Consider the following 21925-nt stretch of genomic DNA (forward strand, 5'->3'; position numbering starts at 1 on the left):
ATGAGCGCGCATTCGGTCGAGGACATCAAGCGCGGCAGCGGTCGCCTGCGCGGCACCTTGCTGGCGTCGCTGGCGGACGCCGTCACCGGCGCCCTGCGCGAGGACGACCAGACCCTGATCAAGTACCACGGCAGCTACCAGCAGGACGACCGCGACGTGCGCGAACCGCGCCGTCTCGCCAAGCTGGAGCCTGCCTTCAGCTTCATGATCCGCACCCGCACGCCGGGTGGCGTGATCAACCCGACGCAGTGGCTGCAACTCGACGCCATCGCGACCGAATATGCCGAGCGTGGCCTGCGCATCACCACCCGCCAGGCCTTCCAGTTCCATGGCGTGATCAAGCGCGAGCTGAAGGCGACGATGCAGGCGATCAATGCCGCGTTGATCGACACTCTCGCTGCCTGTGGCGACGTCAACCGCAATGTCGCGGTGGCCGCCAACCCGCTGCATCCCGAGGTGCAAGCGCAGGTGCTCGCGCAGGCGGTGGCGACGTCGAAGCACCTGCTGCCGAACACCCGCGCGTATTACGAACTGTGGCTGGACGAGGAACGCGTCGGCGGCAGCGGCGAGGAAGTCGAGCCGATCTACGGCGAGACCTACCTGCCGCGCAAGTTCAAGATCGGTTTCGCGATCCCGCCGTTGAACGACGTCGACGTGTTCGCCCAGGACCTGGGCTTCATCGCGATCCTCGACGAGGCCGGTGCGCTGCTCGGCTACAACGTCAGCATCGGCGGCGGCATGGGCGCGACCCACGGCGACCCCGAAACCTATCCGCGGCTTGGCGAAGTGATCGGCTTCGCCATGCCCGACCAGGTCATCGCGATCGCCGAGTCCGTGGTCACCGCGCAACGCGACTTCGGCAACCGCGCGGTGCGCAAGCGCGCGCGCCTGAAGTACACGATCGATGATCGCGGCCTTGCCTGGTTCAAGGACGAAGTGGAACGGCGCGCCGGCTTTCCCCTGGGGCCGGCGCGCGCGTTCCGTTTCGACCACAACGGCGACCGCTTCGGCTGGGTCGAAGCAGGCGCCAACCTGCAGCATGTCACCCTGCGGATTCCGTCCGGACGCATCGTCGATGGTGCGCTCGACGGCCGCGGCCCCGCAGTCCTGCATCTGACCGGCCTGCGCGAAATCGCGCGGCTGTTGCAGGCGGAAGGCGGGAACGCGGAGTTCCGGCTGACCTCCAACCAGAACCTGGTGATCGCCAATATCCCGGTGGCCTTGCGCGCACGCGTCGACAACTTGATGCAGTCGCATGCGCTGGACGGCTGGCGCAGTGCCTCGCCGCTGCGCCTCAACGCGCTGGCCTGCGTGGCCCTGCCGACCTGCGGCCTGGCAATGGCCGAAGCGGAACGCTACCTGCCCGCCTTCGTCAGCGAGGTCGATGCACTGCTCGCCCGCCATGGCATCGCCGACGCGCCGATCCACTTGCGCCTGAGCGGTTGCCCGAACGGTTGCTCGCGACCTTATCTCGGCGAAATCGCCCTGGTCGGCAAGGCGCCCGGCCGCTACAACCTGATGCTCGGCGCCGACCATCGCGGCGAGCGGCTCAACACCCTGTATCGCGAAAACATCGACGAGCCGCAGATCCTCGCCGCGCTGGATCCGCTGTTCGCGGCCTATGCCAGCGAGCGCACGCATGACGAACGTTTCGGCGACTGGCTGCTGCGCAGCGGCGCGATCGTCGCTCCCACTTCCACATCGCAATACCGCAGCATTCCCATCGAGGTCGCCGCATGAGCCCGCCCGATCCCATCAGCGCCGCCGAGTCGCCGCACGCGCTGTCCGCACTCAACCGCTGGCTGGCGCGTCTGTCCGCGCAGGAGCGCGTGGCCTGGGCGATGGACAGCCTGGCCGCGCCGCACGCGCTGTCGACCAGCTTCGGCACGCAATCGGCGGTGTCGCTGCATTTGCTCACCCGGGCGAAGCCGGACATCCCGGTGATCCTGGTCGATACCGGCTACCTGTTCCCAGAAACGTATCGCTACGCCGACCAGCTGGTCGACCAATTGGATCTGAATCTCAAGGTGTATCGGCCGGAGATCGGCATCGCCTGGATGGAAGCGCGCTTCGGCAAGCTGTGGGAAGGCGGCAGCGAAGGACTGCGCGAATACAACCGCCTGCGCAAGGTCGAACCGATGAAGCGAGCATTGAATGAACTCGGCGTGCGCAGCTGGTTCGCCGGCCTGCGTCGCGAGCAGGCGCGCAGTCGCGAAGGCATCGAGTTCCTGGAGCTGCGCGACGGCCGCTGGAAGCTGCACCCGATCGCCGACTGGAACGACATCGACATCGGTTCCTACATGCTCCAGCACGACTTGCCGGAACATCCGCTCGCAGGCAAGGGGTATGTATCGGTTGGCGACGTGCACACCACCCAGCCGCTGAGGCCCGGCATGGACTTGGCGCAGACGCGCTTCTTCGGGCTGCGCCGCGAGTGCGGCCTGCATTTCGACGAGCCGACGGCCTCGGCGGCGTAAGCAAAACCAAAAACGGGACTGAGGTAGTTAAGGAGCGCCTTGACTACCTCCATCCCCGTTTTGCCGTTCTGTCAGGCGTACGCGACAGGCGCCGGCACGCTCCAGCGTGGAGCCAACGGCCATTCGGCATCCTGATTGCCTTCCAGGATCCGCCGCAGGTCGCGCGGGTCGAGCTGCGGGGCCAGCCCTTGCAACAGGGCGAGCGCGTACTCGCGCAGCACACGGCCACGCGGTACCACCGCCCAGGTGATGCATTCCGGCAACTCGGCCGGCGCTTCGATCACCCGCAGGTCGTCGTCCTCGCGGGTGTGCACCGCCATCTCCGCCAGCAGGCCCGCGCCCAGGCCGGCACGCACATAAGTCTTGATCAGGTTGGCGTCGCGCGCAGTCATCGCGATCTGCGGTTCCACGCCGACCGCAGCGAAGGCCCGGTGCAACGACGACTCCGGCAACTTGGAGGATTCGTAGCTGATCAGGGGATGCCGGGACAGCTCGGCCAGGCTCGGCGGACCGGGCAACGCCGCCAGCGGATGCGACGCCGGCACCAGCAGTACACGTCGCCAGCGATACAACGGGATGGCGACGCCGCTGCTCGACGGCTGCCCACCGGCGCTGCTGATCAGTGCGAAGTCGGCCTCGTCGAGCTTGTCGAGCACTTCGGCATCGCCGGACGCGAACAGGTCCACGCTCACCTGCGGATAGCGACGCTTGAGTTCCGCGATCACCGGCGGCAGCACGTAACGCGCCTGGGTATGGGTGGTGGCCAGCAGCAGGCGGCCACGATGCTCGCCGCGCTCGTTGGCGGCGTAGCTGCGGATGTTGGCGGCCTCGGCCAGGATCCGCCGCGCATGCTCGATGACCTTGATCCCGGCCGGGGCCACGCCTTCCAGGCTGCGGCCCTTGCGCAGGAACAGCTGGAAGCCGAGTTCGTCCTCCAGCTGCTTGAGCTGCTTGGACAGGCCCGGCTGGGTCGCATGCACGCGCTCGGCGGCCTGGGTGATGTTGAACCCGGAATCGGCAATCGCGACGAGGTAGCGGAGCTGGGTCAGGGTCATGGTCGCGGGCCGATATATCGCTTTATCAGGATGTAGAGATGCAGTATAGCCACCGCCGGAAGCATTTCCAGTGCTGCGTTATGCCTCTGGAGCATAAGCGAAAACCCTGCGGCCATTTCACCGAAGCTTCGACGACGCCTAGCGTGTGGCCATGTCGATTTCCCGCTCTACGCCCCCATCCCGCCCGGCCATCGGCTATCCCGCACCGGTCACCGATCCGCCGCCGGTCGGCATGGTGCGCCTGGTCGGTGCGGGCCCCGGCGATCCGGGCCTGCTCACCCTGCATGCGGCACGCGCACTCGCCGAGGCCGATGTGGTCCTGCACGACCGCCTGGTCAGCGACGAGGTCCTCGCGTTGGCACGGCCCGGTGCCGAATTGATCGAAGTCGGCAAGCGGGTCGGCGGCGACCATCACGCCACCCAGGCGCGCATCCACGACCTGCTGCTCTTCCATGCGCGCGCCGGCGAGCGCGTGGTGCGGTTGAAGGGCGGCGATCCATTCGTATTCGGTCGCGGCGGCGAGGAACTCGAAGTCCTGCGCGCGCACGGCATTCCTTTCGAAGTGGTGCCCGGCATCACCGCCGCGGTGGCCTGCGCGGCCTATGCCGGTATCCCGCTCACCCATCGCGAGCATGCGCAATCGCTGCGCCTGCTCACCGCACACGCGCAGGACGGCGATGCCGACCACGACTGGGCCGCGCTCGCACAGGCCAATCAGACGCTGGCGTTCTACATGGGCGTGTCCGGGCTGGCGCGGCTTCGCGACAAGCTGGTCGCACACGGCCGCGCGGCCTCGACGCCATTCGCGCTGGTCGAAAACGGCTCGCGGCCCGAGCAACGCGTCATCGCCGGCACCCTTGGCGAACTCCCGGAACTCGCGCAACGGCACGCCGTGCAGGCACCGGCGTTGCTGGTGGTCGGCGAGGTCGCCGCCTTCGCCACCCAATTCCACTGGTTCGGCTGCGCCCCCTTAACGAACGCGGACGCAGGCTGTGCCAACGTCGCATTCGCCCGCGCAGCCTGACGCCACACACTCAACGGAATCCCTAATGGCCCTCTACGACAGCATCCTCGACACCATCGGCAACACACCCATCGTCAAGCTGCAGCGCCTTGCGCCCAAGCACGCGACGGTCTACGTGAAAGTCGAATCCTTCAATCCCGGCGGCTCGGTCAAGGATCGCCTGGCGCTGGCGGTCATCCTCGACGCCGAGCAGAAGGGCCTGCTGAAGCCCGGCGACACGATCATCGAAGCGACGTCGGGCAACACCGGCGTTGCATTGGCGATGGTCGCCGCTGCGCGCGGCTACAAGTTCGTGGCGACGATGGTGGAGACCTTCTCGATCGAGCGTCGCAAGCTGATGCGCGCCTACGGCGCCAAGGTGATCCTGACCCCGCCGCCGAGCGCGGCAGCGGCATGGTCCGACGCGCGAAGGAACTGGCGGACCAGAACGGCTGGTTCCTGGCCAGCCAGTTCGCAAATCCGGCGAATCCGGCCTACCACCGGCAGACCACCGCGCCGGAAATCCTCCGCGATTTCGCCGGCAAGCGGCTCGATTATTTCGTGACCGGCTGGGGCACCGGCGGCACCCTGACCGGCGTCGGAGAGGTGCTGAAAGTCGCGCGCCCGGAGACGAAGATCATCGCCACCGAACCCGCGGGCGCGTCGCTGCTCAAGGGCGACGAATGGAAGCCGCACAAGATCCAGGGCTGGACCCCGGACTTCATCCCGGAGGTGCTGAATCGCGAGGTCCACGATGAACTGCACCAGGTCACCGACGATGAGGCGATCGCCACCGCGCGCCGGCTTGCGGCGGAAGAAGGCATCTTCGTCGGCATCTCCGCCGGCGGCACGTTGGCTACCGCATTGAACCTGGCAGAAACCGCGCCGGAAGGCTCGGTCCTGCTGGCGATGCTGCCGGACACCGGCGAGCGCTACTTCTCGACGCCGTTGTTCGCCGACGTCAACGAGGGCAGCGATGACGAATGGCTGGCGTCGGTACTGCCTTGATTGATGGCGAAAGATCTTTGCTCGTCATCCCGGCGAACGCCGGGATGACGAGCGGGGAAATCACGGATGACGAGCGGGAAGATCACGCTCGCCCGTAAACATCCTCGTAACGAACGATATCGTCCTCGCCGAGGTAGTCCCCGGACTGCACTTCGATCAGCTCCAGCATCTCCGTGCCGGGATTCTCGAGGCGATGCTTCGCCCCGATCGGAATGTAGGTGCTCTGGTTGGCGTACAGCTCGAACACATCGTTGTCGCGGGTGACGCGTGCCACGCCGCTCACGACGATCCAGTGCTCGGCGCGTTGCGTGTGCGACTGCAGCGACAGGCGCGCACCTGGCTTGACCTTGATGCGCTTGACCTGGAAGCGCACGCCCGCGTCCACCGAGTCGTAGCTGCCCCATGGCCGGTGCACTTCGCGATGCAGTGCCGCCTGCGTGCGCTGCTGCGATTTCAGCATCGCCACCACATCCTTGACCTGCTGCACCTTGTCCTTGTGCGCGACCAGCACGGCATCGTCGGTTTCCACCACCACCAGGTCATCCACACCGACCAGCGCCACCATCCGCGTCGCATAGGCATAGCTGTTGCGGCTGTCGATCGCGATCACGTCGCCGTGGTGCGCATTGCCATCGCCGTCCTGTTCGCTCACGTCCCACAACGCCGACCACGAACCGACATCGTTCCAGCCGATGTCGACCGGCAGCACCATCGCCGCGTCGGTCTTCTCCATCACCGCGTAGTCGATGGAATCCGACGGACAACTCGCGAACGCGTCCTTGTCGAGCCGGATGAAATCGCCATCACGCGCGGCATCCACGAACGCGGCGCGGACAGCGGTCACGATGTCCGGGCGGAAGCGCTGCAACTCCTCGACATAGCGTGAGGCGCGCAACAGGAACATGCCGCTGTTCCAGAAATAGCCGCCGGCATCAAGGTACGACTGCGCGGTCGCCGCGTCCGGCTTCTCGACGAAGCGCAGCACCTTGCGCACGCCATCGCCTGGCCGAGCTTCGATGTAGCCGAAGCCGGTCTCGGGCGCGCCCGGCACGATGCCGAAGGTGACCAGCGCGCCGGCTTCGGCGGCCGGCATGGCTACGCGGACCGCGTCGCGGAACGCGGCGGCATCGCGCACCACGTGGTCGGACGGCAGCACCAGCAGCAGCGGATCGTCGCCAGCGGCCAGCGCCTGCAACGTGGCAGCCGCGATCGCCGGCGCGGTGTTGCGGCCGATCGGCTCCAGCAGGATCGCAGGCACCGGCGCGTCGATCTGGCGCAACTGCTCGGCGACCAGGAAACGGTGGTCTTCGCCGGCGACCACGATCGGTGCGGCATCGGCCAGCGCCGCCACCCGCAGCCAGGTGGCCTGGAGCATGGTGTCTTCGCCGGCCAGCGGCAGGAACTGCTTCGGGTAGGCCTCGCGCGAGAGCGGCCAGAGGCGCGTGCCGGAGCCGCCGGACAGCAACACGGGTTGCAGCTTTGCCTTCAAGGTCAGCGCCATGCGCGTCTCGCTGGAATCGATGCCGCAGTTTACCCTTCACGCATGAGCGAACCGGCAACGTCACCCGATCCACGCGCCGTGCAGCGCCTCGCCTGGACGCGTACCGCGCTGGGCGACGCCACGGTGCAACTCGAACGCGCCTCCACCGATGCGGGCTTCCGCAGCTACTGGCGCACGCAAGGCGCGGCGCCGTCGCGGATCGTGATGGACTCGCCGCCGGACAAGGAAAACGTGCGGCCGTGGCTGCGCGCGCGCGACCTGCTGGAGGCCGGCGGCGTGCGCGTGCCGCATGTCTTGGCGCGCGATGTCGATGCCGGTTTCCTGCTGCTGGAAGACCTCGGCGGCCCGAGCATGGCGCAAGTCATCGACGATGCGAATGCCGACGCGCATATCGACGGCGCGATCGCGCAATTGCTGAAACTGCAGTCGATCGCGCTGCCCGAGGACACCATCGTGTTCGGCGAAACCCTGCTGCAACGTGATGCCGGCCTATTCGACGAGTGGTACCTGCGTCGCCACCTCGGACTCGAGCTTGATTGCGGAGATGCCGAACGGTTGCAGCTTGTACAACGCAGGCTGGTGGACAACGCACTGGCGCAGGCGCGGGTGCCCACCCATCGCGATTACATGCCGCGCAACCTGATGCCCGTGACCGACGGACCCGCGGTGCTCGACTTCCAGGACATGGTGGCCGGCCCGATTGCCTACGATCCGGTGAGTCTGTTGCGCGACGCGTTCCTCAGCTGGCCCGAGGAGCGCGTGGCCGGCTGGTTGCGGCGCTACCACGCGCGCGCCGCCGACGCCGGCCTGCCGGTGCCCGACATCGACACGTTCCTGCGAGACGCCGACTGGCTGGGCGTGCAGCGCCACCTGAAGATCCTCGGCATCTTCGCGCGGCTGCACCATCGCGACGGCAAGTCGCGCTACATCGCGGATTCCCCGCGCTTCATCGCCTACGTGGACGCCATCGTGCCGAAGTATCCGGAACTCGCGCCGCTTGGCGAGCTGCTCGAACGCACCATCAAGCCGGCGATCGAGAGGTTGCGGGCATGAAGGCGCTCATCTTTGCCGCCGGGCTTGGCGAACGCATGCGCCCGCTCACCGACACCACGCCCAAGCCACTGCTCCAAGTTGGTGGCAAGCGGCTGATCGAGTGGCACTTGGAGAAGCTCGCGGCCTGCGGCATCGAGGACGTCGTCATCAATACCTCGTGGCTGGCGACGCAATTCCCGCAAGTGCTGGGTGACGGTGCGCGCTGGGGCTTGCGCATCGCCTACTCGCACGAAGGCGACACGCCGCTGGAAACGGGGGGCGGGATGTGGAACGCGTTGCCGTTGCTGGGCGACGCTCCCTTCCTGCTGGTCAACGGCGACGTCTGGACCGACCACGACTTCTCCCAGTTGCCTCGCGACCCGCAGGGCCTTGCCCACCTGGTGATGGTTGATCGCCCACCGCAGGCGACGCACGGCGATTTCGCGCTGGACGATGCCGGCTTCGTGCGTGCCGATGGCGCACACCGGCTGACCTATTCCGGCGTAGGCGTGTATCGCCGCCGGTTGTTCGAAGGCTGGAGATACGTCATTCCCGAGCCGGCCATCGCCAATGGCAAACCGAAGTTCCCGTTGGCGCCGATCCTCCGGGCGCACATGGGCGAAGACGGCATCACCGGGGAACACCACCGCGGCCGCTGGACCGACGTGGGCACGCCCGAGCGTCTGCGCATGTTGGACGATGAACTGCGCGCATAGGCTTGCAGATTAGTCCGCGCCGAGCACCTGCCGCAGGAACGGCACGGTCAGCCGCCGCTGTGCGGCTAACGACGCACGATCAAGCCGCTCGAACAGCGCGGTGAGGGTGCCGAGGTCTCGGCTGCAACGGCGCAGCATCCAGTCCAGCGCGGCATCGTCGAAATCCAGGCCACGCGCCGCCGCACGCTGGCGCAGCAACTCCGCACGCGCATCATCGTCCAGCACCGGCAACGTCCAGCGCGTGCATTGCGCGAGTCGGGAGCGCAGGTCCGGGAGTAACAGCGGCAAGGCATCCGGTGCCATCGATGCCGCATAGAGCACGCTGCGGCCGGCATCACGCAGGCGGTTGTGCAGGTCGAAAAGGGCGACCTCGTCGTCGCGATGACCGGCGATCGCGTCGATGTCGTCCAACGCGATCAGGTCGCCATCCAGGCCTTCTGCCGCCTCGCGCAGGCGTCCGCGCACGTTTGCCAGCGAGAGATACGCCGCCTGCTTGCCCAGCGCGGTGGCGAGCGCGCAACCGCCCAGCAGCAAATGGGTCTTGCCGGCCGCGCCGGTGCCCTGCAGGTACAGCGCATCGACCATGTCGCCACTGGCGAGCGCCTGCAATTGTTCGAGCAGGCCCGACGGCGCGCGCAGGTAGCGTTCCAGGCGCTGGTCGGCAGGCGCACGCAGCGCCAATGGCAACTGCGGGCCGAGCCTGTCGTCCACCAGCATCTCGTCCACCGGCATCTCAGGCCGCGGGCGGTTCGCCATCACGCGCGACGACATCGCCCGGCGTGGCGATCACGATCGCCGGTGCATCGCCCGCATACAACCTGCTTTGCCGATAACGCTCCTGCGCATAGCGCAGCAGCACATTGACCACGGCCGCCACCGGCAAGGCCAGCAGCATGCCGAGGAAGCCGAACAGACTGCCGCCGGCCATCACCGCGAAGATCACCGCCATCGGGTGCAGGCCAATGCGGTCGCCGACCAGCTTGGGCGTGAGCCAGTAGCTCTCGATGATCTGGCCGATGGTGAAGACCACCGCCACACCGGCCAGGTGCTGCCAGTCGCCGAATTGGACCAGCGCGGCGGTACCGCCGAACACCACGATCGAGGCCGGCCCCAGATACGGCACGAAGGTCAGCAGGCCGGCGATCAGGCCGATCAGGATGCCGAGGTTCAGCCCCACCATCGACAGGCCCACCGCGTACAGCACGCCGAGGATCAGCATCACCAGCATCTGCCCGCGCAGGAAACCGCCAAGCACGGCGTCGGATTGGCGGGTCAACCGCGCCACCGTGTCGTAGTGGTCACGCGGCACCAGCAAGCCGACGCGTTCGACCAGCAGGTCCCAGTCGCGCAGGAAGAAGAACGTCAGCACCGGCAGCAGCACGATGTTGGCGATCCAGCCGAGCAGCGCGAAGCCCGAGCGCGACACATAGCCGAGCACGGTCGCGGCAATGCCGCCCGCGCTTTCCCAGTGGTCGCGAATCAGCTCGAACAAGCGCCCCGGATCCAGCCACGACAGGATCTGCAGCCCGGTGCGCTGCTCGACCCACGGCAGGGCCGTGCCGACCATCCAGTCACGGTAATTCGGCAGCGACGTCACCAGGGTGACGATCTGCTGCTCCAGCAAGGGCACCAGCACGATCAGCGCAATCACCAGCACGAGCGTCATCGCGCTGAACACCAGGATCACCGCGTTGTTGCGCTTGAAGCCCCTGCGTTCCAGCCGGTCGACCATCGGGTCACCCAGCCAGCCCAGCAGCGCGGCGAACACGAACGGGCTCAGGATGGGGGCCAGCAGCCACACCAGCCACAACACGCCGATGGCGAGCGCGGCCCACTGCACCCGCCGGTAGAAGGTGGCGATGGTGGCAAGGTCGTTGTCGGGATGCATGCTCAGCCGTCCAGGCGGAAGGTGGCGACCTGAGGCGCGGCGGGTTCGCCGTCGTCGTCCTGGTCACGGATGTCGGTAACGACCGTCGACAGCACCTCGCCGCGATCCGCGTATTTCGCGAAGTTGGCGATGCCGGTCGCCAGTTCGAGGTCGAGTTCCAGCACATCGGGCATCGCCGACACCGGGGTCACCCGCTTCACGATCGAAATCCCTTCCAGGTAACCGGACAGGCGCAGGTAGTCATCGGCACTGTCGATCCCGAGGATGCGCACCCGGTAGCGTCCCGGTGGCCCACCGCTGCCGGCCTTGGCGTAACGCTTGAACAGCGCATCCGCCGCGCCATCGGCACCACCGGCCATCGCCCGGCGCGCATCCGGATGCTTGGTCTGCCACTTCGACAGCACCTTGCCCTTGTCGACGAAGATCCAGTCGGCGACCCAGCCACCCGCACCGCGCTGCAGTTTGCCGACCAGTTGCATCGGCGGGCTGTAGCGCTTGGAGAGCGATGCGATCGCGGCGGTGTCGCCACGCCAGATCGCGCCGACCGCGGCTTGTTCGGCAGCGCTGCCCGACGGCAGGCCCAGCGCGTAACCGCGTTGCTTGGCCTGGTCGAGCACCGCGCGCGCAGCGTTCACCTGCGCCAATGCCACCAGCCGCGGCCCGCTGCCGTCGTCGATGCCCAGCCAAAGCACCGGCTTCGGGCGCGGCATGGGCCAGCTCGGCAAGCCGAGCATCTGGATCAGCCCGTCCACGTCGTCGCGCTTGAAACGCACCACCAGCGTGGTCTGGAAGCTCGGCGAACCGTTGGAGGAGAATCCTTCGTCCTGGCGGTAGTCGTAGCTCGCCACGTAGCCCTTGGCCTTGGACAGTTCATCGCGTACGCCAGGCTGCTGGGCCGCACCTCGATCGCCGGTGGCATTGGCCAGCACCTGTGCCAGCGCACGACCGAACGCGCTGTTGCGCTCGCCGTCGGTCTGGTTGCGCACCGCGACTTCCGCATCGTAGGCACCGCTGGCAGCCGCGCGGTCGCCCTCGGTCCGCTGGGCCATCGCCGGCACGCATGCGAGCAACCACAGGCAGGCCGCCATCAGGCTCGCCAACCCCCACCGTCCGCTTGCTTGCGGCATTGCTCGCATCGCCAATCCTTGCCCGGAATCCATGTCTTGCGTCCGAAATGGTGCCGCAGCGCGGCGGGCGCGTCCATGACCGCGCCACCGCGCACGTGAACGCGGCTGTTAAAATCGGCGTTTCCCGCGCCCGTGAGCCTGCCGTGACCACCCCCACGCCACCTGCCAATCCCGGCCTCACCTATCGCGATGCCGGCGTCGACATCGATGCGGGCAACGAGGTCGTCGAACGCATCAAACCGTTGGTGAAGCGCACGATGCGGCCCGAAGTGCTGGGCGGCGTCGGCCTGTTCGGCGGTCTGTTCGACCTCTCGAACCGCTATCGCGAGCCGGTGCTGGTCTCCGGCACCGACGGCGTCGGTACCAAGCTGATCCTGGCCAAGCAGCTGAATCGCCACGACAGCATCGGCCAGGACCTGGTGGCGATGTGCGTGAACGACGTGCTGGTGCAAGGCGCGGAACCGCTGTTTTTCCTCGACTACTTCGCCACCGGCAAGCTCGACGTCGAGACCACTGTGAACGTGGTTGCCGGCATCGCCAAGGGCTGCGAGATCGCCGGCTGCGCGCTGATCGGCGGCGAAACTGCCGAAATGCCCGACATGTACCCGCCCGGCGAGTACGACCTGGCCGGGTTCACTGTCGGCGCGGTGGAAAAATCGAAGCTGATCGACAGCAGCAAGGTCCGCAGCGGCGACATCCTGATCGGCATCGCCTCCAGCGGCCCGCATTCCAACGGCTATTCGCTGGCGCGCAAGATCCTGCAGCGCGCAGGCAACCCACTCGATCTCGACCTCGGAGGCGTGACCCTGGCCGATGCGCTGATGGAGCCGACCCGCATTTATGTGCAGCCGGTGCTGGAATTGCTGGCGAAACACGATATCCACGCCATGGCCCACGTCACCGGCGGCGCGCTGGTCGAAAAGATCATCCGGGTGGTACCGAAGGAGTTCGGGCTGGAGATCGACACATCCAGTTGGCCGCTGCCGGCGGTGTTCGACTGGCTGCAGCGCGAGGGCAACGTCGCCAGCGAGGAAATGTGGCGCACCTTCAACTGCGGGATCGGCTACGTGCTGATGGCGGCCCCGGGCGATGTCGCCGCGATCGAAGCCGACCTCGAGCGGCTGGCCCTGGCCCACTGGCGGATCGGCCAGGTCGTCCCGGCCGGCGAAGGCGAACGCCTGCGCATCGGCTGAGCGCGATGATCGCCGCGAAAAGGGTCGCCTTCGGGCTCACCCTCGCCGTGTTCGCGGCCAGCTGGATCGCGCCGCGTTGGCCGCTCGAGCAGGCACTGCACAGCAGCCTGACCGTGCTCGGCCTGGCCTGGTTGTGGTGGCACGATCGCCGCTGGCCGCTCCGGCCGCTGCACTTTGCGCTGGTCTGCGGCTTCGTCATCGCCCACTGCATCGGCGCGCGTTGGCTGTATTCGTACGTGCCCTACGACGCCTGGTTGCAGGCGGCCACGGGTTGGTCGCCGGGCGCGGCCTTCGGTTGGCAGCGCAATCATTTCGACCGTTTCATCCACCTCGCCTTCGGTTTCTGCTTCGCACCGCCCATCTGGCACTGGCTGCGCCAGCGCTGGCCGCGGCTTTCGTCGAGGCAGGGCTTCGTGCTGGCGGTGATGCTGATCATGTGCGCCAGCCTGGTCTACGAATGGCTGGAATGGGCCATCGCGCTCGCCCTCTCGCCGGAGGCCGCGGAGGCCTACAACGGCCAGCAGGGCGATCCTTGGGACGCGCATGCCGACATGCTGCTGGCCACCCTCGGCGCACTGCTGGCCTGGCCGCTGGGACGCAATCGGTCCACAGAGACAGCACGATGACCACCCGCATCGCCGTGCTCGCCTCCGGTCGCGGCAGCAACCTGCTGGCGATCCTGCAGGCGATCGCCGCGGGCACGCTGGATGCCGACATCGTCGGCGTGTTCTCCGACAAACCCGACGCCCCTGCGATGCAGCACGTTCCAGAGGATGCACGCTGGTCGCGCGATGCGAGGGCGTTCCCGGATCGCGCATCGTTCGACACCGAATTGGCGGATGCGGTGGCGGCATCTCAACCGGACTGGATCGTCTGCGCGGGCTACATGCGCATCCTCGGCGAGGCCTTCGTGCAGCGGTTCCGCGGGCGTCTGCTGAATATCCATCCCTCGCTGCTGCCGAAATACCGCGGCCTGCGCACCCATGCACGCGCGCTGCAGGCCGGCGACGCCGAACACGGTGCCAGCGTGCATTTCGTGGTGCCGGAACTGGATGCCGGCGCGGTGATCATGCAGGCGGTGGTGTCTGTGCTGGCCGGCGACACCCCGGACACGCTTGCAGCGCGCGTCCTGCAGGTCGAACACCCGCTGCTGGTCGCCGCCTTGCAACTGGCGGCGTCCGGCCGCATGTCTGAACAGGATGGCGTTGCCTGGCTGGATGGTCAGCCGCTATTTACGCCGCTGCGGCTAAAGTTCGCCGCCCAATGAACGTCGCTGGCCCGCGCATCCCGCCAGCCGACGCGACATCGAAGGTTACGCATATGAAGACCCCACGCCTCGCCACCATGTTCGCTTCCTTGCTGCTCGCCGCCGCACCGGCATGGGCGGTGAAGCCGTTCGCGGCCGAGTATCAGGCCAATGTGAAGGGCACCCTGCAGGCCGATGCGCAGATGACCCTGTCCTCCGCCGGCGCGGATCGCTGGAACTACGTGCTCAGCGTGACCAGCCCGGTCGCGTCGGTGCGCCAGGCGACCGTGTTCGAGGATCGTGGCGGCGACTGGCGCCCGCTGTCCGGCAGCGACACAACCCAGATGCTGATGAAGAAGTCGCAGAAGAACGCGACCTACGACTGGAGCGCCGGCGAAGCGCGCTGGAATGGCGATGTGAAGCCGGACCGGGTCGGGCCGGTCAAGCTGCAGAGCGGCGATCTGGACGCAATGCTGCTCAACCTGGCCATCGTCCGCGACGTGACCGCGGGCAAGCCGTTGAACTACCGCCTGGTCGACAACGGCGTGGTCCGTGCGCAGACCTACCAGAACCTGGGCAAGGAAACGGTCACCGTGGCCGGCCAGCCACGCAGCGCCACCAAGGTCAGCCGCACCACCGAGAACAAGCAGGTGATCGTGTGGGTGGTCGATGGCCTGCCGGTGCCGGCGCGGATCCTGCAGAAGAAGGATGGCAAGGACGAGCTGGATCTGGTGCTGAAGTCGGTGCGCTGAGTTCGCGTCATCAGCCGCAAACAAGAAGCCCCGCAATGCGGGGCTTTTTTTGTTGCGTCACTTTCCTGCCATCAATGAAAGAGCTGGACCCCGGCATTCGCCGGGATGACGGTAAATCAATCGACGCGGCGGATGCTCGCGCCCAGCGCGGACAGCTTGGCTTCGATGTTCTCGTAGCCGCGATCCAGGTGGTAGATGCGGTCGATGACGGTCTCGCCATCGGCGACCAACCCGGCCAGGATCAGCGAGGCCGACGCGCGCAGGTCGGTGGCCATCACCGGCGCGCCGCTCAACGTGTCGCTGCCGCGTACCACGGCGGTATGCCCGTCCACGCGGATATCCGCGCCCAAGCGCACCAACTCGTTCACGTGCATGAAACGATTCTCGAAGATCGTCTCGTTGATCACGCCCACGCCATCGGCCACACAATCCAGCGCCATGAATTGCGCCTGCATGTCGGTGGGGAACGCGGGATGCGGGGCAGTGGTGAGGTTCACCGCACGCGGCCGCTTGCCCTGCATGTCCAGGGTGATGCGATCGCCGTCGATGGCGATCTCCGCGCCGGCTTCGCGCAGCTTGTCGAGCACCGCATCCATCGTGTCCGGTCGCGCATGGGTCACGGCCACGCGGCCGCCGGTCATTGCCGCGGCAACCAGGAAGGTGCCGGTTTCGATGCGGTCGGCGATCACCGCATGTTCGCAGCCGTGCAGCGCTTCGACACCTTCGATCACGATCCGCGAGGTGCCCGCACCTTCGATCTTCGCGCCCATCGCGATGAGGCAGTGGGCCAGGTCGACGATCTCCGGCTCCATCGCCGCGTTTTCCAGCACGGTGGTGCCGTCGGCGAGCGCCGCCGCCATCAGCACGTTCTCGGTCGCGCCCACGCTGACCAGCTCGAACACATGGCGCGCACCTTTCAGGCGCCCATTGCTGCGCGCCTTGATGAAACCATGGTCCACGGTGATGTCCGCGCCCAGCGCCTGCAGTCCCTTGATGTGCAGGTCGACCGGGCGCGAGCCAATGGCACAACCGCCCGGCAGCGACACCTCGGCATCGCCGAATTTCGCCAGCAGCGGCCCCAGCACCAGCACCGAGGCGCGCATGGTCTTGACCAGCTCGTACGGCGCGATGTGGCTGTTCACGCTGCGCGGGTCGACCGTCATCGCATCGCCCTCGTGGACGATGCCGGCACCCAGGCCGGCAAGCAGCTTGGCGGTGGTGAACACGTCGTGCAGGCGCGGCACATTGGTGATCCGCACCGGCGCGTCGGCCAGCAGGGTGGCGCACAGGATCGGCAGCACCGCGTTCTTGGCGCCGGAAATGCGGACTTCGCCTGTGAGCCGGGCACCGCCGGTGACCACGATCTTCTGCATCAGGCGGCCGCCTCTGCCGGGGTGACGGTACGCAACTGCAACGCATGGATCTCGCCGCCCATTTTCTCGCCCAGGGTGGCGTAGACCATGCGATGGCGGGCCAGCGGCAACTTGCCGGCAAACGCCTCGCTGACCACGGTCGCCTCGAAGTGGACGCCGTCCTCGCCCTGCACGTCGGCGCGGGCACCGGGCAGGCCGGCTTTTTCAAAGCCTGTCTCGATCATCTGGCGGATGCTGTCGGCGTTCATGGCGTGTGCGGTGGGCTCAAGTAAACTGAACGACCAAGTTTAGCGGAATCCCTAGTGCCCCAGCCCGCCCACGCCAACGACTTCGATTTCGCCGCCAGCGGGCGTCGCGTGTTCGCGGTCGAGGCCGATGGACTGGCGGCCGTCGCCGGGCGCATCGATGGTGCATTTTCCGCCGCCTGCCGGGCCATCCTGGCCAGTCGCGGCCGGGTCGTGTGCTGCGGCATGGGCAAGTCCGGCCACGTGGCGCGCAAGATCGCGGCGACGCTGGCATCGACGGGTACCCCCGCGTTCTATGTGCATCCGGGCGAAGCCGCCCACGGCGACCTGGGCATGGTCACCGACGCCGACATCGTCCTGGCGCTCTCGTATTCCGGCGAAAGCGACGAGGTGCTGCTGCTGTTGCCGGCATTGAAGCGACAGGGCAATCCGGTGATCGCGATGACCGGGCGGCCGGCATCCACTCTGGCCCGCGAAGCCGACATCCACCTGGACGTCAGCGTGCCGTCCGAAGCCTGCCCGCTGGCGCTGGCACCGACCTCCAGCACCACCGCCTCGCTGGCGATGGGCGATGCGCTCGCGGTGGCATTGCTCGAGGCACGCGGCTTCACCGCCGACGACTTCGCCCGCTCGCACCCGGCCGGCGCGCTGGGCCGGCGTTTACTGCTGCACATCACCGACGTGATGCATGCCGGCGACGATGTCCCCAAGGTCGGCCCCGATGCCAGTGTCAGCGAAGCGCTGGTCGAGATGAGCCGCAAGCGGCTGGGCATGACCGCTGTCGTGGATGCCGATGACCGCCTGCTCGGCCTGTACACCGACGGCGACCTGCGCCGCAGCCTGGACGATGAACACGTCGACCTGCGCGGCACCCGCATCGAAGCGGTGATGACCCGCGCGCCGCGCACCATCGATGCCGACGCGCTTGCGGTGGAGGCCGCGCAACTCATGGAAACCCACAAGATCAATGCACTGCTCGTCGTCGACGGCGAACGCCGGGTGGTCGGCGCGCTGAACATCCACGACCTGCTGCGCGCACGGGTGGTGTGATGACGATGCCCGCCTACTCCGCCGATCTCCTCGAACGCGCGGCGAAGATCAAGCTGATCGGCTTCGATGTCGACGGCACCCTGACCGACGGCCGCCTGCTGTACGGCACCGACGGCCACGAGGCCAAGTCCTTCCAGGTGCTTGATGGTCTCGGCTTCACCCTGCTGCGCCATGCCGGCATCGAGACCGCCCTGGTGACCGCGCGTATCAGCGAAGTCGTCGAACGCCGCGGCCGCGAACTGCAGGTCAAGCACATCCACACCCACGAGCGCAGCAAGCTGGCCTGCATGCAGCGGATTGCCGCCGGGATGGGCATCGGCATGGACCAGGTGGCCTTCGTCGGCGACGACCTGCCGGATCTGGCGACGATGCGCCATGTGGGCCTAGCGATCGCGACGGCGAATGCGCACCACTGGGTGCTGCCGGCTGCGCACTGGGTCACCCCGCGCCGTGGTGGCGAAGGCGCGGGCCGCGATGCCTGCGACCTGCTGCTCTATGCGCAGGGCCATGTCGAAGGCATCCTCGCCCACGGAGAACATCCGTGATCAGCTGGCGGACCGGTCTGACCATCGCGTTGCTGGTGGGTGCAATCGCCAGCGGTTGGTCGGTGTGGCGGCAATCGCGGCCGGTCGACGACGGCGTACTCAAGACCCGTCCCGACTACGTGCTGCGCGACTTCGAAATCACCTCGCTGGACAAGCAGGGCCAGGAATCCTTCACCCTGCGTGGCCCGGTGCTGCAGCGCGATCCCGCCGACAAGACCATGGAGCTGGCCACCCCGGTGTTCCTGGTCCCGGACCGCGACAACCGCTACTGGCGGATCAATGCGAAGTACGGCGTGGTGCCGGCCGACGGCAGCCAGTTGCAGTTGCGCGGCAAGGTGCTGGCCACCAGCCCGGCGGATGCGCCACCGGCCACCCGCATCGAAACCGAACAGCTCAACCTGTTCCCCGGCGAGAACCGGGCGACCTCGGCCGTCGCAGTCGCGATCACCCGGCCCGGCCTTACAATGAATGGCCATGGCATGCAGGCGGACTTCGACCGCCAGCAAATTTCCCTCCTGTCCCAGGTGCGCACCCGTTATGTCCCCCAGCGCTAAGTCCACCGCCACCCTGCTGTCCACCGCGGTTCTTGCCCTCGCCGCCGGCATGGCCGATGCGCGCACGTCCGACCGCAACCAGCCGATGGACATCGAGGCCGCGCACCAGGTCTGCGGCCTGGGTGCCAACGACAGCTGCACCTACACCGACGTGACCATGACCCAGGGCACCCTGCGGATCAAGGCGGCCAAGGCGGTCATCCAGCAGGTCAATGGCGACATGAGCCGGGTGCAGATGACCGGCGGCGTCACCCTGCGCCAGCAACTCGACGACGGCACCGATTTCGATTCCAAGTCGTCCGCCGTTGACTACGATTTGCGCAGCGAAGTGGTGGTCTTCACCGGCAACGTGGCCATCACCCAACAGCGCGGCACGCTCAATGGCGAGCGCGTGGTCTACAACATGAAATCCGGCCAGGTCGAAAGCGGCGGCAACGGCAACGGCCGGGTCAAGATGCGCATCCTGCCGAAGAGCGCGCAGGGCGCGTCGGCCCAGGCGGGCGGCTGATGCTGGTTGCCGAAGGCCTGCGCAAGCGCTACCGCTCGCGCGAGGTGGTGCGCGACTTCGGCTTGACCCTCAAGGCCGGTGAAGTGGTTGGCCTGCTCGGCCCGAACGGCGCCGGCAAGACCACCTGCTTCTACATGATCGTGGGCCTGGTGCCGGCGGATGCCGGCCGCATCGTGCTGGACGGCGTCGACATCACCAACCGGCCGATGTACGCCCGCGCCCAGCTGGGCGTCGGGTATCTGCCGCAGGAGCCGTCGGTGTTCCGCAAGCTCAGCGTGGCCGACAACATCCGGCTGGTGCTGGAGCTGCGCCCGGATCTGGACGACGACGCCCGCGAAACCGAACTCTCTGCCCTGCTCGACGAACTGCAGATCAACCACGTCGCCGACCAGGCCGGGGCCAGTCTGTCCGGCGGCGAGCGCCGGCGGGTGGAGATCGCCCGCGCGCTGGCCGGCAAGCCGCGCATGATCCTGCTCGACGAGCCGTTCGCCGGCGTGGATCCGATCTCGGTCAACGAGATCCAGCGCATCGTCCGCCATCTCAAGGAGCGCGGCATCGGCGTGCTGATCACCGATCACAACGTGCGCGAAACACTGGGCATCTGCGACCGCGCTTACATCCTGGCGGATGGCGCGGTGCTGGCCCAGGGCACGCCGGCGGAGGTGCTGGCGAATACCGATGTGCGCCGGGTCTACCTGGGCGATGCCTTCCGCCTCTGATCGCGGCGATGCATCGCTCGTGCATGCATCGCTAACGTTTTTTTACCCGCATCTGGCGATATGCTGGGGGCGATGAAGCAGCGCCTCTCCCCCGCGCTGCAGCAGCATCTGGTCCTGACGCCGCAACTGCGTCAGGCGATCCGCCTGCTGCAGCTGTCCACCGTCGAACTCGAAGCGGAAGTGGCCGAAGCCGTGGCCAGCAATCCGCTGCTCGACTGGGCGGAAGACGGCGAGGCCACGCCCGGCGAAGCGCACGAGGCGCGCGAGATCGAAGCGCCGGTGGACACCACCGTCCATGCCGCCGAAGCCGAAGATCACTGGGACCGCGAGGCGGAACCGTGGCAGGAACGCATCGGTCCGTCGTCGGATCGCGGCGATGACGAAATCGAACATCCCGCCGCGGCGGAGAGCCTGCGCGATCACTTGTTGTTCCAGCTGCACCTGGGGCATTTCAGCCAGCGAGACGCCAGCATCGGGGTTGCGCTGATCGATGCGATCGATGATGACGGCTACCTGCGCGAAGACCTGGAAGAACTGGCGCGCAGCCTGCGGCCCGAGATCGATGCCGGCCTGGACGAACTCCTGCAGGTCCTGCACCGGATCCAGCAGTTCGATCCGGTCGGGGTGGGCGCGCGCGACCTCGGCGAGTGCCTGCGCCTGCAACTGCGCGCACTGCCGGTCGACACCGCCGGACGCGATGTCGCCATGCTGGTCACCGCCGGCCCGCTGCAGCGCCTGCCGAAGATCGGTATCGACGGGGTCTGCCACGAACTGCGCTGCGAGCGCGGCGAGGCAGAGGCTGCGGTGCATTTGCTGCGCAGCCTGGATCCGCGCCCCGGTTCGCAACACGGCGAACTCCCCGCCGGAACCTATCTCACCCCCGATTGCGTGATCTGGCGCCAGCAAGGCCTGTGGCGGGTTGCACTGGCCGCCGGCGCGATGCCGCGGGTGGCGATCCAGCATGGCTACGAACAGATGATCCGCCACGCCAGCAACAGCGATGCCGATTACTTGCGCGGACGCCTGCAGGAAGCGCGCTGGCTGTTGAAGGGGCTGGAGTCGCGTGCGGACACGTTGCTGCGGGTGGTGCGCTGCCTGGTCCGCGAGCAGGCCGCGTTCCTGGAATTCGGCGAACAGGCCCTGCACCCGCTGACCCTGCGCAGCATCGCTGCGGAACTGGGCCTGCACGAATCCACGGTGTCGCGGGCGATCGCGCGCAAATACGTGCGCACCCCGCGCGGGACGATTCCGCTGCGCGATTTCTTCGCCTCCGGGATCGAGACCGAAGGCGGCGGCAGCGCGTCCAGTACCGCGATCCAGGACATGATCCGCAAGCTGGTGGCAGCGGAAGATCCGCGCAAGCCCTTGTCGGATGCCCGCCTCGCCGATACGTTGAAGGCGGACGGCGTGCCGGTGGCCAGGCGCACCGTGGCGAAATACAGAGAGGCCCTGCACATCCCGGCCTCTCACGAACGCGTGCGCATCGGCTGACGCCGTTGCGTCGCACCCATCGGCGGCATCGGTGCCGTCGGTTCACACGAGCAAGGAGGTCAAGATGCAGATCGAAACCCACGGCCAGCAGATCGATGTCACCCCGGCGCTGCGCGACTACGTGGAGAACCGGTTTTCCCGGCTCGGTCGACATTTCGAGCACCCTTGCCAGATCCGCGTCCAACTGGGCCTGGACAAGCCGCAGCATCGTGCCGAAGCCACCGTCACCATGACCGGCCGCAGCCTCCACGCCGATGCGAACGGCGTCGACATGTACGCCGCCATCGACCTGCTGGCGGACAAGCTGGATCGCCTGCTGATGAAGCAGAAGGAAAAAATGGTCGACCACCATCGCGGCGAGAGCATCGCCCACCTCGACGTGATCGGCTGAGCATGCCGCAATGAGCGACAGGGGACGACAACCCCGCCTGCGGGCGGGGAC

Annotated in this window: 22 protein-coding genes and 2 pseudogenes; 17 read left to right on the top strand and 7 right to left on the bottom strand. The window is 67.4% G+C overall.

Annotated features, from left to right (window positions below; all coding sequences use genetic code 11):
- On the top strand, nt 1-1740 hold the full coding sequence (cysI, locus tag H9L16_RS01345) for an assimilatory sulfite reductase (NADPH) hemoprotein subunit (protein WP_187552835.1): 1740 nt from the start codon (nt 1-3) through the stop codon (nt 1738-1740).
- A complete protein-coding gene (locus tag H9L16_RS01350; protein WP_187552836.1) occupies nt 1737-2477 on the top strand; it encodes a phosphoadenylyl-sulfate reductase in 741 nt (246 codons plus the stop codon). Before cysI ends, H9L16_RS01350 begins: the two co-directional genes overlap by 4 nt.
- Before the next feature lie 71 nt (nt 2478-2548).
- Here H9L16_RS01350 and H9L16_RS01355 read toward each other — a convergent pair whose 3' ends face one another.
- Nucleotides 2549-3532: a LysR family transcriptional regulator gene (locus H9L16_RS01355; protein WP_187552837.1), complete on the bottom strand. Its 984-nt coding sequence runs from the start codon at nt 3530-3532 to the stop codon at nt 2549-2551.
- Nucleotides 3533-3692: 160 nt separating this feature from the next.
- On the opposite strand from H9L16_RS01355, the pseudogene cobA reads away from it, so the two are divergent.
- Nucleotides 3693-4556: pseudogene (cobA, locus tag H9L16_RS01360) on the top strand (uroporphyrinogen-III C-methyltransferase); the annotation flags it as partial.
- Nucleotides 4557-4581: 25 nt separating this feature from the next.
- Nucleotides 4582-5543, top strand: a pseudogene (cysK, locus tag H9L16_RS01365) (cysteine synthase A).
- Nucleotides 5544-5625: 82 nt separating this feature from the next.
- On the opposite strand, the gene H9L16_RS01370 reads toward cysK, so the two are convergent.
- On the bottom strand, nt 5626-7044 hold the full coding sequence (locus tag H9L16_RS01370) for a mannose-1-phosphate guanylyltransferase/mannose-6-phosphate isomerase (RefSeq protein WP_187552839.1): 1419 nt from the start codon (nt 7042-7044) through the stop codon (nt 5626-5628).
- Between the two features lie 42 nt (nt 7045-7086).
- On the opposite strand from H9L16_RS01370, the gene H9L16_RS01375 reads away from it, so the two are divergent.
- Nucleotides 7087-8097 (top strand): aminoglycoside phosphotransferase family protein, encoded by a 1011-nt coding sequence (locus H9L16_RS01375; RefSeq protein ID WP_187552840.1) that lies wholly within the window; start codon nt 7087-7089, stop codon nt 8095-8097.
- On the top strand, nt 8094-8792 hold the full coding sequence (murU, locus tag H9L16_RS01380; RefSeq protein ID WP_187552841.1) for an N-acetylmuramate alpha-1-phosphate uridylyltransferase MurU: 699 nt from the start codon (nt 8094-8096) through the stop codon (nt 8790-8792). Before H9L16_RS01375 ends, murU begins: the two co-directional genes overlap by 4 nt.
- A gap of 9 nt (nt 8793-8801) precedes the next feature.
- Here murU and hda read toward each other — a convergent pair whose 3' ends face one another.
- From hda to H9L16_RS01395, 3 genes are read right to left on the bottom strand one after another with little or no spacing between them, the layout of a single operon-like run.
- The gene (hda, locus tag H9L16_RS01385; RefSeq protein ID WP_187553989.1) at nt 8802-9509 is read right to left on the bottom strand and encodes a DnaA regulatory inactivator Hda; all 708 of its coding nucleotides are present in this window, start codon (nt 9507-9509) and stop codon (nt 8802-8804) included.
- A 16-nt stretch (nt 9510-9525) separates the two neighbouring features.
- Nucleotides 9526-10686, bottom strand: coding sequence for an AI-2E family transporter (locus H9L16_RS01390; protein ID WP_187553990.1), 1161 nt, complete (start codon nt 10684-10686; stop codon nt 9526-9528).
- Nucleotides 10683-11807: a DUF2066 domain-containing protein gene (locus tag H9L16_RS01395; RefSeq protein WP_425507209.1), complete on the bottom strand. Its 1125-nt coding sequence runs from the start codon at nt 11805-11807 to the stop codon at nt 10683-10685. The genes H9L16_RS01390 and H9L16_RS01395 overlap by 4 nt, the downstream gene beginning before the upstream one ends.
- Before the next feature lie 143 nt (nt 11808-11950).
- Between H9L16_RS01395 and purM the strand changes: the two genes are divergently transcribed.
- The 4 genes from purM to H9L16_RS01415 are packed head-to-tail and all read left to right on the top strand — an operon-like array spanning nt 11951 to nt 14998.
- Nucleotides 11951-13000 (top strand): phosphoribosylformylglycinamidine cyclo-ligase, encoded by a 1050-nt coding sequence (gene purM, locus H9L16_RS01400; protein WP_229796500.1) that lies wholly within the window; start codon nt 11951-11953, stop codon nt 12998-13000.
- A 5-nt stretch (nt 13001-13005) separates the two neighbouring features.
- The gene (locus tag H9L16_RS01405; protein WP_187552843.1) at nt 13006-13626 is read left to right on the top strand and encodes a DUF2238 domain-containing protein; all 621 of its coding nucleotides are present in this window, start codon (nt 13006-13008) and stop codon (nt 13624-13626) included.
- Nucleotides 13623-14267 (top strand): phosphoribosylglycinamide formyltransferase, encoded by a 645-nt coding sequence (gene purN, locus H9L16_RS01410; RefSeq protein WP_187552844.1) that lies wholly within the window; start codon nt 13623-13625, stop codon nt 14265-14267. The genes H9L16_RS01405 and purN overlap by 4 nt, the downstream gene beginning before the upstream one ends.
- A gap of 53 nt (nt 14268-14320) precedes the next feature.
- Nucleotides 14321-14998 carry a DUF3108 domain-containing protein gene (locus H9L16_RS01415; RefSeq protein ID WP_187552845.1) on the top strand — a complete coding sequence of 226 codons (678 nt, stop codon included), beginning with the start codon at nt 14321-14323 and terminating at the stop codon, nt 14996-14998.
- A gap of 116 nt (nt 14999-15114) precedes the next feature.
- Here H9L16_RS01415 and murA read toward each other — a convergent pair whose 3' ends face one another.
- A complete protein-coding gene (murA, locus tag H9L16_RS01420; RefSeq protein ID WP_187552846.1) occupies nt 15115-16371 on the bottom strand; it encodes a UDP-N-acetylglucosamine 1-carboxyvinyltransferase in 1257 nt (418 codons plus the stop codon).
- Entirely contained in the window at nt 16371-16619 is a 249-nt protein-coding gene (locus H9L16_RS01425; protein WP_187552847.1) for a BolA family protein, read from the bottom strand. Before H9L16_RS01425 ends, murA begins: the two co-directional genes overlap by 1 nt.
- A 54-nt stretch (nt 16620-16673) precedes the next feature.
- On the opposite strand from H9L16_RS01425, the gene H9L16_RS01430 reads away from it, so the two are divergent.
- From H9L16_RS01430 to hpf, 7 genes are all read left to right on the top strand, one after another.
- Entirely contained in the window at nt 16674-17666 is a 993-nt protein-coding gene (locus H9L16_RS01430; RefSeq protein WP_187552848.1) for a KpsF/GutQ family sugar-phosphate isomerase, read from the top strand.
- The gene (locus H9L16_RS01435; protein WP_187552849.1) at nt 17666-18211 is read left to right on the top strand and encodes a KdsC family phosphatase; all 546 of its coding nucleotides are present in this window, start codon (nt 17666-17668) and stop codon (nt 18209-18211) included. The genes H9L16_RS01430 and H9L16_RS01435 overlap by 1 nt, the downstream gene beginning before the upstream one ends.
- Entirely contained in the window at nt 18208-18765 is a 558-nt protein-coding gene (lptC, locus tag H9L16_RS01440) for an LPS export ABC transporter periplasmic protein LptC (protein ID WP_187552850.1), read from the top strand. Before H9L16_RS01435 ends, lptC begins: the two co-directional genes overlap by 4 nt.
- Nucleotides 18749-19273 (top strand): lipopolysaccharide transport periplasmic protein LptA, encoded by a 525-nt coding sequence (gene lptA / locus H9L16_RS01445; RefSeq protein ID WP_187552851.1) that lies wholly within the window; start codon nt 18749-18751, stop codon nt 19271-19273. The genes lptC and lptA overlap by 17 nt, the downstream gene beginning before the upstream one ends.
- On the top strand, nt 19273-19992 hold the full coding sequence (gene lptB, locus H9L16_RS01450) for an LPS export ABC transporter ATP-binding protein (protein WP_187552852.1): 720 nt from the start codon (nt 19273-19275) through the stop codon (nt 19990-19992). Before lptA ends, lptB begins: the two co-directional genes overlap by 1 nt.
- Before the next feature lie 72 nt (nt 19993-20064).
- Nucleotides 20065-21483: an RNA polymerase factor sigma-54 gene (locus tag H9L16_RS01455; RefSeq protein WP_187552853.1), complete on the top strand. Its 1419-nt coding sequence runs from the start codon at nt 20065-20067 to the stop codon at nt 21481-21483.
- Between the two features lie 64 nt (nt 21484-21547).
- Nucleotides 21548-21874, top strand: coding sequence for a ribosome hibernation-promoting factor, HPF/YfiA family (gene hpf, locus H9L16_RS01460; protein ID WP_187552854.1), 327 nt, complete (start codon nt 21548-21550; stop codon nt 21872-21874).
- Nucleotides 21875-21925: the final 51 nt, after the last annotated feature.

The organism is Thermomonas carbonis (assembly GCF_014396975.1).
GTDB classification, from domain to species: domain Bacteria; phylum Pseudomonadota; class Gammaproteobacteria; order Xanthomonadales; family Xanthomonadaceae; genus Thermomonas; species Thermomonas carbonis.

Coding starts and splice junctions, on each gene's coding strand:
- purN (WP_187552844.1), top strand. CDS start 13,623: ATGACCACCCGCATCGCCGTGCTCGCCTCCGGTCGCGGCAGCAACCTG.
- H9L16_RS01435 (WP_187552849.1), top strand. CDS start 17,666: ATGACGATGCCCGCCTACTCCGCCGATCTCCTCGAACGCGCGGCGAAG.
- H9L16_RS01405 (WP_187552843.1), top strand. CDS start 13,006: ATGATCGCCGCGAAAAGGGTCGCCTTCGGGCTCACCCTCGCCGTGTTC.
- H9L16_RS01425 (WP_187552847.1), bottom strand. CDS start 16,619: ATGAACGCCGACAGCATCCGCCAGATGATCGAGACAGGCTTTGAAAAA.
- H9L16_RS01375 (WP_187552840.1), top strand. CDS start 7,087: ATGAGCGAACCGGCAACGTCACCCGATCCACGCGCCGTGCAGCGCCTC.
- murU (WP_187552841.1), top strand. CDS start 8,094: ATGAAGGCGCTCATCTTTGCCGCCGGGCTTGGCGAACGCATGCGCCCG.
- H9L16_RS01455 (WP_187552853.1), top strand. CDS start 20,065: ATGAAGCAGCGCCTCTCCCCCGCGCTGCAGCAGCATCTGGTCCTGACG.
- cysI (WP_187552835.1), top strand. CDS start 1: ATGAGCGCGCATTCGGTCGAGGACATCAAGCGCGGCAGCGGTCGCCTG.
- H9L16_RS01370 (WP_187552839.1), bottom strand. CDS start 7,044: ATGGCGCTGACCTTGAAGGCAAAGCTGCAACCCGTGTTGCTGTCCGGC.
- hda (WP_187553989.1), bottom strand. CDS start 9,509: ATGCTGGTGGACGACAGGCTCGGCCCGCAGTTGCCATTGGCGCTGCGT.
- hpf (WP_187552854.1), top strand. CDS start 21,548: ATGCAGATCGAAACCCACGGCCAGCAGATCGATGTCACCCCGGCGCTG.
- H9L16_RS01395 (WP_425507209.1), bottom strand. CDS start 11,807: ATGCCGCAAGCAAGCGGACGGTGGGGGTTGGCGAGCCTGATGGCGGCC.
- H9L16_RS01415 (WP_187552845.1), top strand. CDS start 14,321: ATGAAGACCCCACGCCTCGCCACCATGTTCGCTTCCTTGCTGCTCGCC.
- H9L16_RS01355 (WP_187552837.1), bottom strand. CDS start 3,532: ATGACCCTGACCCAGCTCCGCTACCTCGTCGCGATTGCCGATTCCGGG.
- murA (WP_187552846.1), bottom strand. CDS start 16,371: ATGCAGAAGATCGTGGTCACCGGCGGTGCCCGGCTCACAGGCGAAGTC.
- lptA (WP_187552851.1), top strand. CDS start 18,749: ATGTCCCCCAGCGCTAAGTCCACCGCCACCCTGCTGTCCACCGCGGTT.
- H9L16_RS01350 (WP_187552836.1), top strand. CDS start 1,737: ATGAGCCCGCCCGATCCCATCAGCGCCGCCGAGTCGCCGCACGCGCTG.
- lptB (WP_187552852.1), top strand. CDS start 19,273: ATGCTGGTTGCCGAAGGCCTGCGCAAGCGCTACCGCTCGCGCGAGGTG.